Source organism: Staphylococcus sp. mip270_02 (genome assembly GCF_054031535.1).
The window spans coordinates 603,480-621,492 of record NZ_CM132934.1 but is presented as its reverse complement, the minus strand read 5'-3'; the positions used below and the strand labels follow the sequence as shown (position 1 = coordinate 621,492).

The window sequence follows — 18,013 nt, the reverse complement described above, 5'->3', positions numbered from 1 at the left end:
GAATAGTAGACATCGTTTTTTAATTTACTGGTAATTGTTTTGAGATAGCTGTAATTATTTTGAATATTCCTAATTGCTTATCGTTTTAAAGTAGTTGACTAAACTTTCTTTTGCTTTATTTATAATTGGTACTACATCATTTTTATTTTTATAACATAATCCAATTACCCTTTTCGCATCATGGTTTTTTATTGGGATTTGTCTTAAATTTGGAATTTTTACATTTCTTAAATGAGGTAAAATAGAAATTCCTAATCCTGAGCTGATAAAAGTTGCAATTGTAATAACTTCGTCACCTTCAAAACTAATTTTTGGTGTAAATTGATATGATTTTAAAATTTCGTCTATTTGACGACGTAATAATAAATTTGTTTTTAGAAGTATAAACTTTTCATCTATCAATTCATCAATTGCTATTTCATTACGTTCTCCTAATTTATGGTTTTCATTTACTGTTACATATAATTGCTCTACGATCAGTGGTTCGAAATGCGTATGTTTATTCATTTCTTCAACGGTTGTGATAATGATATCTACTTCTCCTTTATCTAGCATCACAATTAAATTTTTAGCATCATTTTGCACTAATTTTAATTCTACATTGGGATATTTTAAATTGAATGTTTTTAAAAATTCTGAAATATATGTCACGCCAACCGAATGTAGAAAGCCAATTTTCAATTTACCATTGTAAACGTTAGTAGAATCTATAATATTAGTTTTATAAATATCCATTTCTTCAACAATATTATTTGTTGTTTTCAAAAATTCTGCTCCATATTTATTCAGTTTAATTACCCGACCAATTCTATTGAAAAGAGGTACGCCAAGCTCTGTCTCTAAATTTTTTATCGCTCTACTTAGTGTTGACTGACTTATATTTAACACACGCGCACATTCAGACATATTTTCAATTTGTGCTAAATATTTAAAGTATTCAAAATGATGCCATTCCATAAACAACAACTCCTATGAAAATAATGCATTAATAATATGAAAATAATGCATTTTTTATATTATTAATTACATGCTACCATAAATACATCAATCATTAAGTGAGGACATGACATTGAATAACTTAAAAAACAACTATGTAGCAAAAGGTTCAAAAGATTATATCAAAATTATTGTTGCACTCTTTATTTCTGGTTTTACTATCTTTTCAATCTTATATAGTGTTCAACCATTGATTCCAAATTTTACTAAATCCTTTAATATTAGTGAAACTGTTGCGAGTTTAGCTTTGTCAGCAGCAACTATTACTTTAGCTATTGCTATGCTATTTTTTGGTGCTATATCAGAAGTATTAGGACGTAAACCTATTATGATTTTTTCAGTAATATCCGTAACACTATTAGCATTAGTTCAACCTTTTGTAGCAGACTTTAATACCTTCCTTATTATAAGACTAATACAAGGTATTTGTTTAGCAGGATTACCTTCTATAGCTATGGCCTATATTGGCGAAGAAATTTCACCACATAATTTGCCTGAAGCCATGGGAATTTATATAAGTGGAAATGCCTTTGGAGGGGCTTTTGGACGTATATTTACAGGATTCATTTCAAGTATTTATGGATATCAAATTGGGCTTTTATCTATCGCCATAATTAGCGTCATTGCAACTATACTGTTTGTAGTTTTAATACCTAAGTCTAAGCATTTTGAAAAACAAACTTTTTCTGTAAAAACGTTATTAATTAGTTATTATAATCATTTAACAAATATCCGATTACTCAAACCCTTTATGATAGGCTTTTTACTACTTGGTTGTAACATAGCTGCATTTAATTATATTAGTTTTGAATTAGCAGATAAGCCTTACAATTTGCATGATAGTATCATTAGCTTTGTTTATTTATTATTTTTAATAGGCATGATTTCCTCGATTTTAAATGCAAAATTACGTACTAAATTAGGTACTTTAAATGCGTTAAAATTTAGCATTTTATTACTAATTATCGGTATAAATATTACTTTATTATCACCTCTATATTTTAAAATTATTGGTTTATCCTTTAGTGTCTATGCATTTTTTAGTGGGCATGCAATCTCAAGTGCAGTAGTTACCAGTCGCGCAGAAGACCATAAAGCACAAGCTTCTAGCCTATATTTATTATTCTATTATATGGGATCTTCTGTTGGCGGTACTTTAGCCGGTGTTTTTTATAACTATATTCAATGGCCTGGCGTGGTTTTAATGATTACAATTTTTATGATTATTGCATTTGCTATTTCCCTTACTATTAAACAAAAATAGACTTGGAAATCTAAGTTTTAAGATTTCCAAGTCTATTTTGTTATTTACATTTAAACTTTATCGTTCTATTGTCGCTTCTATTTGTGCTTCAAATTCATCAAGTAACTCGCGAGCCTCATCTGTTGTATTTGTGCTCATTAACTGGTGTCTTAATTCACTAGCACCTCTAATACCACGTACGTATATTTTAAAGAATCTACGTAAAGGTTTAAATAAACGCGATTCATTTTTTGAATATTTATCGAACAAATCAAGGTGTAACCTTAATAATCCTAAAAGTTCTTCACTTGTATGTTCTCGTGGTTCTTTTTCAAATGCATAGGGGTTATGGAAAATACCACGCCCGATCATTACGCCGTCAATTCCATACTTTTCAGCAAGCTCAAGCCCGGTTTTTCTATCTGGAATATCTCCATTAATAGTTAATAATGTATGTGGTGCAATCTCATCACGGAGTTTTTTAATTTCTCCAATCAATTCCCAATGTGCATCTACTTTACTCATCTCTCTACGTGTACGAAGATGAATAGATAGGTTGGCAATATCCTGTTCAAATACATGTTTCAACCAATCTCTCCACTCATCTATTTCAGAATAACCGAGTCTTGTTTTTACACTTACTGGCAGGCCTCCTGCTTTTGCTGCTTGAATGATTTCAGCTGCAATTTCAGGTCGTTGTATTAAGCCTGAACCTTTACCCTTCGTTGCAACATTTGCTACTGGGCACCCCATATTCAAATCGATACCTTTAAAGCCCATCTCAGCCATACCAATACTCATTTCACGAAAATGCTCAGGTTTATCTCCCCAAATGTGAGCAACCATTGGCTGCTCATCTTCAGTAAATGTTAAGCGACCACGTACGCTGTGTATCCCCTCAGGATGACAAAAACTTTCTGTATTCGTAAATTCAGTAAAAAACACATCAGGTCTTCCAGCCTCACTTACAACATGACGAAAGACAACATCTGTAACATCTTCCATAGGTGCTAAGACAAAAAATGGACGTGGTAATTCACGCCAAAAATTTTCTTTCATATATATTTAAACCTTCTTATCTATTATTATCTCGAATTTTTATCCATGACGATATTACCACAAAAAGTCAACTTACACAAAAGGAAGTTATCCAATAAAAAACCTATTCAAATAAAGCTCGCTATCAATATATTACAAAGAAGATAAAAGGCGCTGCTTTCCTTAATAATTTAGATTTGATATCAAATAACGTTCTATATAGGTGAAATTGCAACAGAATATTACGTCATTCTAACATTTTTAGTAAATCAATTGAAAACAACAAAATGATTTAAGCTATATATTTATATTCATCAAAATTTCAAAGTATATAAATCATATTAATCCCCCTTTTAATTTTGAAATATTAAGTATACAATGGATTTTATTCGAATTCTTAATTTTCTGAATATTTTAATCAGGAGGTATTGATATGAAACCACAAAATATTCTTTGGAAAGATTGGAGATTACATGGCGTTGTATTAATTATTATGATTATTTCTGAGGTAATTGGCACACATAAAATACCTTTAGGGATAACTTCAATCCTTTTATTACCAGTTGTTTACGCAGTTTTACTCGGATTAGGAGTTTATTTCACGCCCATCATCAGTAAAATCCAAGCTAAAAATTCTGAACCAATGGTATTTATTTCCGTAGCACTACTAATAGCAAAATTTGGTGTAGAAGCAGGACCTGCTTTACCTAAAATCATTGCAGCTGGACCTGCTTTAATATTACAGGAAGCTGGCAATTTAGCTACGATTGTCATTTCATTACCATTAGCTATATTATTAGGGTTACGACGAGAGTCTATAGGGATGACACATTCAATAGGTAGAGAACCCAATTTAGCACTAATTACCGAAAAATACGGCATCTCTTCTCCAGAATGGCGAGGCGTAATGTCTATGTACATTTTTGGAACCATTTTTGGGGCAATATTTTTTAGTATTTTTTCTGGCATTTTAGTTTCCATTTTACCATTTAGTCCAATTGCTTTTGCCATGGCTACAGGAGTAGGAAGTGGTGTAATGACTGCAGCTGCTCTGGGACCTTTAGTCGAAATGTATCCTAACCAAGCTAGCACAATCACCGCATTTTCTGGCGTAAGTAATCTTCTAACGTCAGTGACAGGGCTTTATATTGGTATGTTAATTGCTCTGCCTTTAACCCGAAAATACTATAGTTTGATTATGCACGTTAAATCAAAAATCACTAAAGACAAGGAGTGACTGCGATGTCTTCAAAAGTTACAAATTGGGTTCTCACCTTATGTATAGTAGGAATTATTTCACTTTTTAGTAATTGGATTGGTTATAATGTCATGCCTACTGATGCAATTCCGGGCATCATTGCTTTAATGGGTATTGCCTTATTAGGTTTGATTTTACGTGATATTGTGCCTTTAAACATACCAAGCATTGCTTATATTGGCATAATAGGTTTAATCATTACTATCCCTGGGGTTCCTGGATCCTCACATATCGTCGATTGGACTGAAAAAGTAGATCTACTATCATTAGCCACGCCAGTTGTAGCCTATGCAGGCGTTTCAATAGGAAATTCTTGGACTGACTTTGCCAAGTTAGGGTGGAAAACCATTGTTATTGGCATTGTTATTTTGCTCAGTACATATATTGGTTCTGCGCTCGTAGCAGAAATTATATTAAAAATTCAAGGTCTAGCTTAAGCAACTACAAATAACCCCCAGCTTGGAATGAGTTACTGGGGGCTTTAACATGAAAAATAATAGATCTAAATATAATAGATAAACACACCAAAATTTAATAAAAATAGCACAATCGCTGGCATAGCTTTCGTAACTGGATCTTTTCCTAAAAGAATATGTGACAACGCACCAACCAACATAGTTAAACCTATTAATACACTAGCAAATAGTGCCAATGAACTATAGAAAACACCGATTAACATTCCTATAGCTCCAATAAACTCAAATGCTCCAGTGATTTTATTAAAAATAGGTGGGTACCCAAAGCGTGCAAATTCTTGTTTCATCTCTCCAGAAAATATTTTAAACCCTGTTATGATAAAGAATAAACCTAGGATTACTTGCAATATTAAAATAATTATTCCCATACAACCATTCCTCCTTTAATCGCTTTCTATCAATTTACTAAATTGAAATAATGTATGATTAAAAAAGAAAAGGAACAAGCAAAATCCAAGATTCAATTTGAGTGTTCCTCTTTTATATCATTGAACATTCTAATTTAATATGAATTAATTACTTTTTATAGGTAATATGCTTTATGGAAAGAAACTACACATTCAAATACTCATCATAATCAAATGTTTCAATATTATTGGTAACAACAACACTTGTATCAAGCTTAAACTTAAGATATCTACTCACTTCACAAACAGCGTTAACTTGAAGATTTTCTATTTCATTCATCTCAAGTAATATAAAACGAAGCGATTCTGAATGGTAATTGGATTGAGCAAGTAGTTTCTCAATACTCTCTAATAATAATGCCTTATAATTATCTCCAGAAATAGCAACTACTCTAGAATTAATTGGTTCTTTATTTTTATTTCTTAAATAGAATAATGTATTGCCCCTACTATACTGAATAATAATAAACATAATAAGTTCCCCAATTCTAACATTATATTATTTATTATTATACTGTACACATTTGACGCAATTTATAAACAAAATAAATTGAATTTACAACAACTTTTTAAAATAGTCCTGTTGGTTTCGTATCGTAACTAACCAATAAATTTTTTGTTTGTTGGTAGTGTTCCAACATCATTAAATGATTTTCTCGACCTATACCACTCATTTTATAACCGCCAAAAGCAGCATGTGCCGGATAAGTATGATAATTATTAACCCATACTCTACCAGCTTGAATACCTCTACCAGCACGATATGCTATATTCTGATTTCTTGTCCAAATACCAGCGCCTAAGCCATAAATTGTATCATTTGCCATGGCTAACGCCTCATCGTTATCTTTGAAGGTTGCTACTGACAATACTGGTCCAAAAATCTCTTCTTGGAACACACGCATATTTTGATTACCTTTAAAAATAGTAGGTTCAATATAAAAACCATTTTTTAAATTCTCATTTTCTTTTCTTACATTACCACCAACAAGTATTTCTGCACCTTCATCTTTACCTATATCTAAGTATTTCTTAATTTTTTCTTGTTGTTCATTGGAGGTCTGTGCACCTACCATTGTTGTATCATCCAACGGGTTCCCTAGTTTTATTTTATTAACTTTATCAATACATAATTTTATAAATTCATCATAAATATCTTCTTGAACCAAAGCTCTAGAAGGACATGTACAAACTTCACCTTGATTTAAGGCAAACATAACTAATCCTTCTACTGCTTTATCTAAAAATTCATCATCTTCATCCATAATATCTTTATAAAATATATTTGGTGATTTGCCACCTAATTCCAGAGTTACTGGTATGACATTGTCACTGGCATTCTTCATAATAATCTTACCTGTTGTTGTTTCACCGGTAAAAGCGACTTTATTAATCCCTTTATGCGTAGCAAGTGCTTCACCAGTTTCATTGCCAAATCCATTTATGACATTTATTAATCCTTTTGGTAAAATGTCTTCAATTATTTCAATGAAATGTAGAATAGACACAGGTGTTTGTTCTGCTGGTTTAAGGACGACAGCATTTCCAGTCACTATAGCAGGAGCAATTTTCCAAGTTGCCATAAGTAACGGGAAATTCCACGGAATAATTTGACCAATGACTCCTAATGGTTCTTTATAATGATAAGCTACTGTATCATTATCTATCTGTGAAATACCACCCTCTTCTGCGCGTATCACACCTGCAAAATATCTAAAATGATCTACAACTAACGGTAAATCTGCAGCAAGCGTCTCTCTAACAGGTTTACCATTATCAAAAGTTTCGATAACTGCTAAGTATTCTAGATTCTCTTCTACACGATCCGCAATATCTAATAAAAGTTGCGACCTTTCAGCTAATGACTTTTTCCCCCACTCAACTTGTGCTTTTTTAGCAGCTTTTACTGCTAAATCGACATCTTTTTGTGAAGATCTAGGTACTTTTGAATAATTTTCGCCAGTAATTGGGGAAATATTATCAAAATATTCACCTTCTTGTGGCTCTGTCCAACTTCCATCAATAAAGTTACTATATTGCTCTTTAACTTTGTATTTTGCATTACTTTCATTTGGGTTTGTATAAATCATATAAATACCTCCTTTATATGGTCATATACCCTTCAAACATTTGTGTAAGCGCTTAAATTGACAACCGTAAAAAAGAAATATTTAATACTTTGCAACAAGGGCTAAACGCTTATTTAATCTTCTTTGATGTTTTCTTATATAAAAAAATAGAAGCTAGGACATAACTTCGACCTAGCCTCTATAAATAATGATTTCTATAATACTTTATTTGAAACGTCTATTTTTCATCTTCTTTTTTTCTACGACGTTTAGCAAATAGTAATAATGCACCTAATCCTGCAAACAATGAACCGAATAATGTACCATTGCGCATTTCTTCCTCACCTGTTTCAGGTAATTCTGATTGTTTATTTGCTTTATTATCTTTTGATTTGTTGTTTTCCACAACGTTAGAACTATTATTTGAATCTCCTACTTGTGATTCATTAGAATTGCTATTATCTGTGTTGTGGCTAGTATTTGGTGAATTTGAACCTGTGCCTGGATTTTCTCCTGTACCTGGATTTTCTCCTGTACCTGGATTTTCTCCTGTGCCTGGATTTTCTCCTGTGCCTGGATTTCCTCCTGTACCTGGATTTTCTCCTGTACCTGGGTTTTCTCCTGTGCCTGGATTTTCTCCTGTGCCTGGATTTTCTCCTGTGCCTGGATTTTCTCCTGTGCCTGGATTTTCTCCTGTGCCTGGATTTTCTCCTGTGCCTGGATTTTCTCCTGTGCCTGGATTTTCTCCTGTGCCTGGATTTTCTCCTGTGCCTGGATTTTCTCCTGTGCCTGGATTTTCTCCTGTGCCTGGATTTTCTCCTGTGCCTGGATTTTCTCCTGTGCCTGGATTTTCTCCTGTGCTAGTTACATTTGTATTTGTAGGTTCTGAAGTATTGCCATCTTTATCCGTAGCAGTCACTACAATAGTGTCTCCACCATTCAAGTCTACGTTTGATGGTATTTCTACTGTATAGTTTCCTTCGTCATCAGCCGTACCTGTTGCCGTTGTTCCATCTGGGAACGTCACTGTTACCGTTGAACCTGGTTCTGCTGTTCCAGAAATTTGTGTATCTTCGCTTGTTACTTCATTCACCGTTGGTGCTTCTGGTGCTGTTGTATCTTTGACTGTTGTTGTTGCTTCCTCTGATACGTTACCTTCTTTATCTGTTGATGTGACAACGATCTCTTCATCGCCTTTTAAGTCTACGTTTGATGGTATTTCTACTGTATAGTTTCCTTGATCATCAGTCGTACCTGTTGCTGTCGTACCGTCTGGGAACGTTACTGTTACCGTTGAACCTAGTTCTGCTGTTCCAGAAATTTGTGTATCTTCACTTGTTACTTCATTCACCGTTGGTGCTTCTGGCGCTGTTGTATCTGTAACTGTTGTCGTTGCTTCCTCTGACACATTACCTTCTTTATCTGTTGATGTGACAACGATCTCTTCATCGCCTTTTAAGTCTACGTTTGATGGTATTTCTACTGTATAGTTTCCTTGATCATCAGCCGTACCTGTTGCTGTTGTTCCGTCTGGGAACGTCACTGTTACCGTTGAGCCTGGTTCTGCCGTTCCACTTATTGTTGTATCTTCACTTGTTACTTCATTCACCGTTGGTGCTTCTGGCGCTGTTGTATCTTTGACTGTTGTCGTTGCTTCCTCTGATGTATTGCCATCTTTATCTTCTGCTACAACTCTGATTGATTCTCCGCCATCTAATTTTACGTTTGATGGTATTTCTACTGTATAGTTTCCTTCGTCATCGGCCGTACCTGTCGCTGTTGTTCCATCTGGGAACGTTACTGTTACCGTTGAGCCTGGTTCTGCCGTTCCAGAAATTTGTGTATCTTCGCTTGTTACTTCATTCACCGTTGGTGCTTCTGGCGCTGTTGTGTCTGTAACTGTTGTTGTTGCTTCCTCTGATGTATTGCCATCTTTATCTTCTGCTACAACTCTGATTGATTCTCCACCATCTAATTTTACATTTGATGGTATTTCTACTGTATAGTTTCCTTGATCATCAGCCGTACCTGTTGTCGTTGTTCCATCTGGGAACGTCACTGTTACTGTTGAGCCTGGTTCTGCTGTTCCAGAAATTTGTGTATCTTCACTTGTTACGTCATTCACCGTTGGTGCTTCTGGCGCTGTTGTGTCTATAACTGTTGTTGTTACAGAATCAGAAATATTACCGTTATTATCTATAGAAGCTATTAATAATTCTTCTCCACCTACTAAATCAATAGCGGTTGGCACATCTATTGTATAATTTCCTTGTTCATCGGCTGTACCTGTTGCTGTTGTTCCATCTGGGAACGTTACTGTTACCGTTGAACCTGGTTCTGCTGTTCCAGAAATTTGTGTATCTTCACTTGTTACGTCATTCACCGTTGGTGCTTCTGGCGCTGTTGTGTCTGTAACTGTTGTCGTTGCTTCCTCTGACGCATTACCTTCTTTATCTGTTGATGTGACAACGATCTCTTCATCGCCTTTTAAGTCTACATTTGATGGTATTTCTACTGTATAGTTTCCTTGGTCATCAGCCGTGCCTGTTGCTGTTGTTCCGTCTGGGAACGTTACTATTACCGTTGAACCTGGTTCTGCTGTTCCACTTATTGTTGTATCTTCACTTGTTACTTCATTCACCGTTGGTGCTTCTGGCGCTGTTGTATCTTTGACTGTTGTTGTTGCTTCCTCTGATGTATTGCCATCTTTATCTTCTGCTACAACTCTGATTGATTCTCCACCATCTAATTTTACGTTTGATGGTATTTCTACTGTATAGTTTCCTTGATCATCAGTCGTACCTGTTGCTGTTGTTCCGTCTGGGAACGTTACTATTACCGTTGAACCTGGTTCTGCTGTTCCACTTATTGTTGTATCTTCACTTGTTACTTCATTCACCGTTGGTGCTTCTGGCGCTGTTGTATCAGTTACTGTTGTTGTTGCTTCCTCTGATGTATTGCCATCTTTATCTTCTGCTACAACTCTGATTGATTCTCCACCATCTAATTTTACGTTTGATGGTATTTCTACTGTATAGTTTCCTTGATCATCAGTCGTACCTGTTGCTGTCGTACCGTCTGGGAACGTTACTGTTACCGTTGAACCTGGTTCTGCTGTTCCAGAAATTTGTGTATCTTCGCTTGTTACTTCATTCACCGTTGGTGCTTCTGGCGCTGTTGTATCTGTAACTGTTGTTGTTGCTTCCTCTGATACGTTACCTTCTTTATCTGTTGATGTGACAACGATCTCTTCATCGCCTTTTAAGTCTACGTTTGATGGTATTTCTACTGTATAGTTACCTTGGTCATCAGCCGTGCCTGTTGCTGTTGTTCCGTCTGGGAACGTTACTATTACCGTTGAACCTGGTTCTGCTGTTCCACTTATTGTTGTATCTTCACTTGTTACTTCATTCACCGTTGGTGCTTCTGGCGCTGTTGTATCTTTGACTGTTGTTGTTGCTTCCTCTGATGTATTGCCATCTTTATCTTCTGCTACAACTCTGATTGATTCTCCACCATCTAATTTTACGTTTGATGGTATTTCTACTGTATAGTTTCCTTGATCATCAGTCGTACCTGTTGCTGTCGTACCGTCTGGGAACGTTACTGTTACCGTTGAACCTGGTTCTGCTGTTCCAGAAATTTGTGTATCTTCGCTTGTTACTTCATTCACCGTTGGTGCTTCTGGGGCTGTTGTATCTGTAACTGTTGTTGTTGCTTCCTCTGATACGTTACCTTCTTTATCTGTTGATGTGACAACGATCTCTTCATCGCCTTTTAAGTCTACGTTTGATGGTATTTCTACTGTATAGTTACCTTCGTCATCAGCCGTACCTGTTGCCGTTGTTCCATCTGGGAACGTCACTGTTACTGTTGAGCCTGGTTCTGCCGTTCCACTTATTGTTGTATCTTCACTTGTTACGTCATTCACCGTTGGTGCTTCTGGCGCTGTTGTATCAGTTACTGTTGTTGTTGCTTCCTCTGATGTATTGCCATCTTTATCTTCTGCTACAACTCTGATTGATTCTCCACCATCTAATTTTACATTTGATGGTATTTCTACTGTATAGTTTCCTTCGTCATCGGCCGTACCTGTCGCTGTTGTTCCGTCTGGGAACGTCACTGTTACCGTTGAACCTGGTTCTGCTGTTCCAGAAATTTGTGTATCTTCGCTTGTTACTTCATTCACCGTTGGTGCTTCTGGGGCTGTTGTGTCTGTAACTGTTGTTGTTGCTTCCTCTGATGTATTGCCATCTTTATCTTCTGCTACAACTCTGATTGATTCTCCACCATCTAATTTTACATTTGATGGTATTTCTACTGTATAGTTTCCTTGATCATCAGCCGTACCTGTTGTCGTTGTTCCATCTGGGAACGTCACTGTTACTGTTGAGCCTGGTTCTGCCGTTCCACTTATTGTTGTATCTTCACTTGTTACGTCATTCACCGTTGGTGCTTCTGGCGCTGTTGTGTCTATAACTGTTGTTGTTACAGAATCAGAAATATTACCGTTATTATCTATAGAAGCTATTAATAATTCTTCTCCACCTACTAAATCAATAGCGGTTGGCACATCTATTGTATAATTTCCTTGTTCATCGGCTGTACCTGTTGCTGTTGTTCCATCTGGGAACGTTACTGTTACCGTTGAACCTGGTTCTGCTGTTCCAGAAATTTGTGTATCTTCACTTGTTACGTCATTCACCGTTGGTGCTTCTGGCGCTGTTGTGTCTGTAACTGTTGTCGTTGCTTCCTCTGACGCATTACCTTCTTTATCTGTTGATGTGACAACGATCTCTTCATCGCCTTTTAAGTCTACATTTGATGGTATTTCTACTGTATAGTTACCTTGGTCATCAGCCGTGCCTGTTGCTGTTGTTCCATCTGGGAACGTCACTGTTACTGTTGAGCCTGGTTCTGCCGTTCCACTTATTGTTGTATCTTCACTTGTTACGTCATTCACCGTTGGTGCTTCTGGCGCTGTTGTGTCTATAACTGTTGTTGTTACAGAATCAGAAATATTACCGTTATTATCTATAGAAGCTATTAATAATTCTTCTCCACCTACTAAATCAATAGCGGTTGGCACATCTATTGTATAATTTCCTTGTTCATCGGCTGTACCTGTTGCTGTTGTTCCATCTGGGAACGTTACTGTTACCGTTGAACCTGGTTCTGCTGTTCCAGAAATTTGTGTATCTTCACTTGTTACGTCATTCACCGTTGGTGCTTCTGGCGCTGTTGTGTCTGTAACTGTTGTCGTTGCTTCCTCTGACGCATTACCTTCTTTATCTGTTGATGTGACAACGATCTCTTCATCGCCTTTTAAGTCTACATTTGATGGTATTTCTACTGTATAGTTTCCTTGGTCATCAGCCGTGCCTGTTGCTGTTGTTCCATCTGGGAACGTTACTGTTACCGTTGAACCTGGTTCTGCTGTTCCAGAAATTTGTGTATCTTCACTTGTTACTTCATTCACCGTTGGTGCTTCTGGCGCTGTTGTGTCTGTAACTGTTGTCGTTGCTTCCTCTGACGCATTACCTTCTTTATCTGTTGATGTGACAACGATCTCTTCATCGCCTTTTAAGTCTACATTTGATGGTATTTCTACTGTATAGTTTCCTTGGTCATCAGCCGTGCCTGTTGCTGTTGTTCCATCTGGGAACGTTACTGTTACCGTTGAACCTGGTTCTGCTGTTCCAGAAATTTGTGTATCTTCACTTGTTACGTCATTCACCGTTGGTGCTTCTGGCGCTGTTGTGTCTGTAACTGTTGTCGTTGCTTCCTCTGACGCATTACCTTCTTTATCTGTTGATGTGACAACGATCTCTTCATCGCCTTTTAAGTCTACATTTGATGGTATTTCTACTGTATAGTTACCTTGGTCATCAGCCGTGCCTGTTGCTGTTGTTCCGTCTGGGAACGTTACTATTACCGTTGAACCTGGTTCTGCTGTTCCACTTATTGTTGTATCTTCACTTGTTACTTCATTCACCGTTGGTGCTTCTGGGGCTGTTGTATCTGTAACTGTTGTTGTTGCTTCCTCTGATACGTTACCTTCTTTATCTGTTGATGTGACAACGATCTCTTCATCGCCTTTTAAGTCTACGTTTGATGGTATTTCTACTGTATAGTTACCTTGGTCATCAGCCGTGCCTGTTGCTGTTGTTCCGTCTGGGAACGTTACTATTACCGTTGAACCTGGTTCTGCTGTTCCACTTATTGTTGTATCTTCACTTGTTACTTCATTCACCGTTGGTGCTTCTGGCGCTGTTGTATCAGTTACTGTTGTTGTTGCTTCCTCTGATGTATTGCCATCTTTATCTTCTGCTACAACTCTGATTGATTCTCCACCATCTAATTTTACGTTTGATGGTATTTCTACTGTATAGTTTCCTTGATCATCGGCCGTACCTGTTGCCGTTGTTCCATCTGGGAACGTCACTGTTACTGTTGAGCCTGGTTCTGCCGTTCCACTTATTGTTGTATCTTCGCTTGTTACTTCATTCACCGTTGGTTCTTCTGGTGCTGTTGTATCTGTAACTGTTGTTGTTGCTTCCTCTGATACGTTACCTTCTTTATCTGTTGATGTGACAACGATCTCTTCATCGCCTTTTAAGTCTACGTTTGATGGTATTTCTACTGTATAGTTACCTTGGTCATCAGCCGTGCCTGTTGCTGTTGTTCCGTCTGGGAACGTTACTATTACCGTTGAACCTGGTTCTGCTGTTCCACTTATTGTTGTATCTTCACTTGTTACTTCATTCACCGTTGGTGCTTCTGGCGCTGTTGTATCAGTTACTGTTGTTGTTGCTACTGGTGATTCATTTCCTGCTTCATCTGTTGAAATTGCTTTGAATACTTCTCCACCTTCAAGAGTTACACTATTTGGTATATCAACTGTAAAGTTTCCTTGATCGTCAGCAACTACTGAAACTTTCCCTCCACCTGGGAAACCTATTGTTACTGTTGAATTAGGCTCAGCTTTGCCTGTAACTTGTGTATCATTACTTGTTATTGTATTAATCACTGGTGGTTCAGGTGCTGTTTCATCTGTAACCGTAATTTGATCTGAAATTTCACTTGTTTTACCATCTTTACTAGCTGTCGCAGTTAAAACTGTTCCAGTTGGTAATGGTTTACTTAATACGATAGTGGCTGCTGAACCATCATTAGGAATTTTAACTGTTCCAATTTCAATATTATTATTATCTCGAACAGTTACAGTGGCACCAGCAGTACCATTAACATGTATTTCTGTATCGTTATCGTCCACTGGATTAATAGACGGTGCAGGAACTTTAGAAACATCAATAATATCAAAAGTATTAACTTCATCATTGTCATAATTAGGTGAATCAATTGCAATAGTATATGTGCCTTCAGGTGACTTAGAAATTGACACAGAAAATGTACCATCTGGATTAACTGTAGATGTGCCAATCACTTTACCATTTGCATCTATAACTTTAGCAGTTTGAGTTGCTGCACCCGTTTTTAATGGAACAGTTCCTGTTACAACAACATCATCAGTAGTTATATCAGCTACAATAGGCGTACCAACTAATGGTGAAGTTTTGTATTTTACAACTTCATCTCCATCATTTTTACCATCACCGTCTGTATCGTTATTTTCAGGATTAGATAGCGAGACTTGGCGTTCGTATCTATCTAAAAGACCATCTCTATCGTAATCTTGTAAAGCTAATGTTGCGGTACCCATAGTATTATTGATAAGTTTACCTGTACTATCTGTTAAGTATCCAGCAAAAGTGAAATCTTCCTTCTGCCTAACTGTTTCACCAATCAAATTTCCTTGTGCATCGTATTGTGCATCTTGCGTCAATATATTATTTGCACTTTGATTTAATTTAAGTACAATTCGTATACCAACCGTTTCTGGTGTTAAGTTATTAAACTCAATTAAATCATTTAGATTCGAACTTGTAATTGTTCCATTACCATTTGCATCAAGTGTCAAAGTCGCTGTTTTATTCCCCGCAATATAAGTTTTATCAAAACCACTTAAGCCCCTATAATCAAGTGAGTGTAATTCAGCAGTATCAATATATGGTAATAAATCTTTATCGATTTGGAAATTATAACTCCAACCTTTTCCTCTTGTATACGTGAAGATACCATCTTTCATTATTTGTTGATCGACAATAAATCCGCCATTTGTACCTATTGTCGGGTCAAATGTTGCAGAACCTGTACTCGCTTGAAATGACGTTTTACTATCACTTGAAACATTATTCAGTAACTGAGTTAAGTCTGCATCAGCTTTTGTTAAGAAGTAACCGCTACTTTCTGATGTTCTCACTATTTTGTTTCCTTCTGAGTCACGTACATACATTTGGTAGTTAAGTTTGTTATTACTTAAATCTCCAGCTGCTTCCAGAATATTTCCAACTGTGTCATCCAACTCTATTCTACCGTTAGTAGCTTTGTATTGAGATAGAATTTCAGCTCCACCAAAAAGACCACCGTTCGCTCTGATAAAATTAATTTCCCAAATATCAGTAAGGTTTCCATTCGTATCTCGTAATCTAGTAAATTCTACAGGTGTTGATCTACCTGATGGATTAGCTGTGATTTTTGTTACATGGTCTGCAATTAATGGATCTAATTTTAAATCAATTTTATATCTATCACCTGAGTTTGATCCTGACATATAGCTATTTATATCGAATGGAATATAATTCCCTTTTAAAATTGTGTCTGAATCTAATGGTTTAGGATTAAACATTAATGATGCAAAGGTATAGTTATCTAAATATCCTAACGATTTTTGGACCTCTTCATTTTGATCTGTTGCGGCAGCTAAGGCCATTGGTGTAGCCATTGATCTAAACATTGTACGCGTTGGTGTAGCGAGTGTTGTCGCGCTTTCTTGATCATTTACAAGTTCAATAAGTGAAGCTTTCAAAATTTCAGTATTGATTTCTTCAGCTGTGGCAGTCTCATAATTAATATCTGCATTATCCATAATTGCATCTGCTTCAGTTGATGATAATTGACTACTTAAAAAAGATTTAACGGTGTCTTTTTTGTCTTTAGAAGTTGCTAACTCTGTTTCTAATTTTGATTTAACATTTTCATTATTTGCCTTGTCTTTTTCAGTTATTTCAAGTGATTCATCAACTTTAGACGAAGTCGTTGAATTTTCAGATGTTGCAACTTCCTCTGTTTTCACATTTGATTCTTGTTGTTTTGTATCTTCTTGATTGCTATCTGTTTGTGATTGTTCTATTTTTTTATCTTTTTCACTATCAGTTTGATTATTAACTGTTTCCTCTGTTTTTACTGAGTTTGTTTCTTTATCATTTTCTGTAGTTGGTGTTTCATCCTTGGTTGATACATTACTTTTATTTTCTTCTGTTTTGAGTTCTTCTGTATCTGCTTCTTCATATTTTGCAAGTTCTTCTGCACTATTAGAAGATGATGTTTGTTCTTCAACTTTATTTGTGTCTTCAAAATCATTTTGCTCTGCATTTGTTTCTTCTGTTTTAGGTTCTTCGTTGCTTAATTGTTCTTTGTTATGTTCATCCGCTGTCGATTGTTCTACGTTATTTTTAGGTGTTTGTTCTGAATTTTCTGTTTTTTTCTTGCGTTGTTGTATTAGTTTTTTCTACTTCTTCATTATTGTGTTCTACAGAATTAGTATCTTCTACGCCTTTAATATCGCTTATATCTAAAGCTTCACCTTTATCTTTAGTGTTTGCATTATCACTAGTTATTGAATCAAGTTCACCGGCTTGAGCTTCATTACCTATCCCCATAACTAAAGTAGCTCCGATTAATAATGACGCTGTCCCAACTGTAAATTTCCTAATAGAGTATTTGTTCAATCTATTAGATAAAAATCCTTGTTTATTTTTCATAATTTTTCCACCTCAAATTTACTTTTCACAATTCAATATTACTCAATTAAATAATAAATGCAAGAATTTTTTGTAAATATTTACATAATTTTTACATTCAAACGTGCGCATTTAATAAAAGCTACATTATTATTCCGCACAATTCAAAAATTTGGAATTCAACTAATTGCATTGGTATCACTTTTTAAATCTGGTTCTTTATCTTGAAGTTTTGAGCATAGTCTAAAATTATTGAAAGTTTTATTGAGGAAATGCGAAGTATTTTAAATAAATAAATATGTTTCATCAAAAAATATACTAATTACCTACGTATATGATCAAAACTATAATTTCTCCTACATCCTCAGTAGTATAAATTCCAATTATTGAAAATGATATTCCATGTAAAATTCCACATAAAAAATTGCATTTAAACAATTATTTTTTGAGTAACGCAATTCACTATTAATTATATTTTCGATAGCGCACAATGTAAAGTATCTATTCAATAATTTAAATACCAAAATAATTATAGTAATTAATATTTTTAGCTTTACCGATAAACTCCTAAATAACATTTATAGTGGTTAAAATAATTATATGATTATTTTGAAATATTATTTTCATTAGTTTTATTTATTCTTAAAATTTTAATAAGCTAAT

General features: G+C 35.5%; 10 protein-coding genes. 3 read left to right on the top strand and 7 right to left on the bottom strand.

Features of this window, described 5'->3' with window-relative positions; all coding sequences use genetic code 11:
* Positions 1-69: 69 nt before the first annotated feature.
* On the bottom strand, positions 70-957 hold the full coding sequence (locus ACW5YJ_RS02685; RefSeq protein WP_017723928.1) for a LysR family transcriptional regulator: 888 nt from the start codon (positions 955-957) through the stop codon (positions 70-72).
* A gap of 112 nt (positions 958-1,069) precedes the next feature.
* Here ACW5YJ_RS02685 and ACW5YJ_RS02680 point away from each other — a divergent pair, with 112 nt between their 5' ends.
* Positions 1,070-2,260, top strand: a complete 1,191-nt coding sequence (locus ACW5YJ_RS02680; RefSeq protein WP_457338449.1) for an MFS transporter — start codon at positions 1,070-1,072, stop codon at positions 2,258-2,260.
* Between the two features lie 57 nt (positions 2,261-2,317).
* On the opposite strand, the gene ACW5YJ_RS02675 is transcribed toward ACW5YJ_RS02680, so the two are convergent.
* Positions 2,318-3,298: a tRNA dihydrouridine synthase gene (locus ACW5YJ_RS02675; RefSeq protein WP_107551567.1), complete on the bottom strand. Its 981-nt coding sequence runs from the start codon at positions 3,296-3,298 to the stop codon at positions 2,318-2,320.
* A 412-nt stretch (positions 3,299-3,710) separates the two neighbouring features.
* Between ACW5YJ_RS02675 and ACW5YJ_RS02670 the strand changes: the two genes are divergently transcribed.
* Together ACW5YJ_RS02670 and ACW5YJ_RS02665 are read left to right on the top strand one after the other, a co-directional pair.
* On the top strand, positions 3,711-4,514 hold the full coding sequence (locus ACW5YJ_RS02670; RefSeq protein ID WP_017723931.1) for a DUF3100 domain-containing protein: 804 nt from the start codon (positions 3,711-3,713) through the stop codon (positions 4,512-4,514).
* A gap of 5 nt (positions 4,515-4,519) precedes the next feature.
* Positions 4,520-4,972 (top strand): hypothetical protein, encoded by a 453-nt coding sequence (locus ACW5YJ_RS02665; RefSeq protein WP_107551568.1) that lies wholly within the window; start codon positions 4,520-4,522, stop codon positions 4,970-4,972.
* A 65-nt stretch (positions 4,973-5,037) separates the two neighbouring features.
* On the opposite strand, the gene ACW5YJ_RS02660 is transcribed toward ACW5YJ_RS02665, so the two are convergent.
* From ACW5YJ_RS02660 to ACW5YJ_RS02640, 5 genes are all read right to left on the bottom strand, one after another.
* Positions 5,038-5,379, bottom strand: coding sequence for a DoxX family protein (locus ACW5YJ_RS02660; RefSeq protein ID WP_017723933.1), 342 nt, complete (start codon positions 5,377-5,379; stop codon positions 5,038-5,040).
* Between the two features lie 184 nt (positions 5,380-5,563).
* Positions 5,564-5,890 carry a hypothetical protein gene (locus ACW5YJ_RS02655; protein WP_107551569.1) on the bottom strand — a complete coding sequence of 109 codons (327 nt, stop codon included), beginning with the start codon at positions 5,888-5,890 and terminating at the stop codon, positions 5,564-5,566.
* A 97-nt stretch (positions 5,891-5,987) separates the two neighbouring features.
* Complete coding sequence (locus tag ACW5YJ_RS02650) at positions 5,988-7,508, bottom strand: aldehyde dehydrogenase family protein (protein ID WP_017723935.1); 1,521 nt, start codon at positions 7,506-7,508, stop codon at positions 5,988-5,990.
* A gap of 217 nt (positions 7,509-7,725) precedes the next feature.
* Positions 7,726-16,683, bottom strand: coding sequence for an Ig-like domain-containing protein (locus ACW5YJ_RS02645; protein ID WP_457338448.1), 8,958 nt, complete (start codon positions 16,681-16,683; stop codon positions 7,726-7,728).
* Positions 16,684-17,062: 379 nt separating this feature from the next.
* Positions 17,063-17,371 carry a YSIRK-type signal peptide-containing protein gene (locus tag ACW5YJ_RS02640; protein WP_457338447.1) on the bottom strand — a complete coding sequence of 103 codons (309 nt, stop codon included), beginning with the start codon at positions 17,369-17,371 and terminating at the stop codon, positions 17,063-17,065.
* Positions 17,372-18,013: the final 642 nt, after the last annotated feature.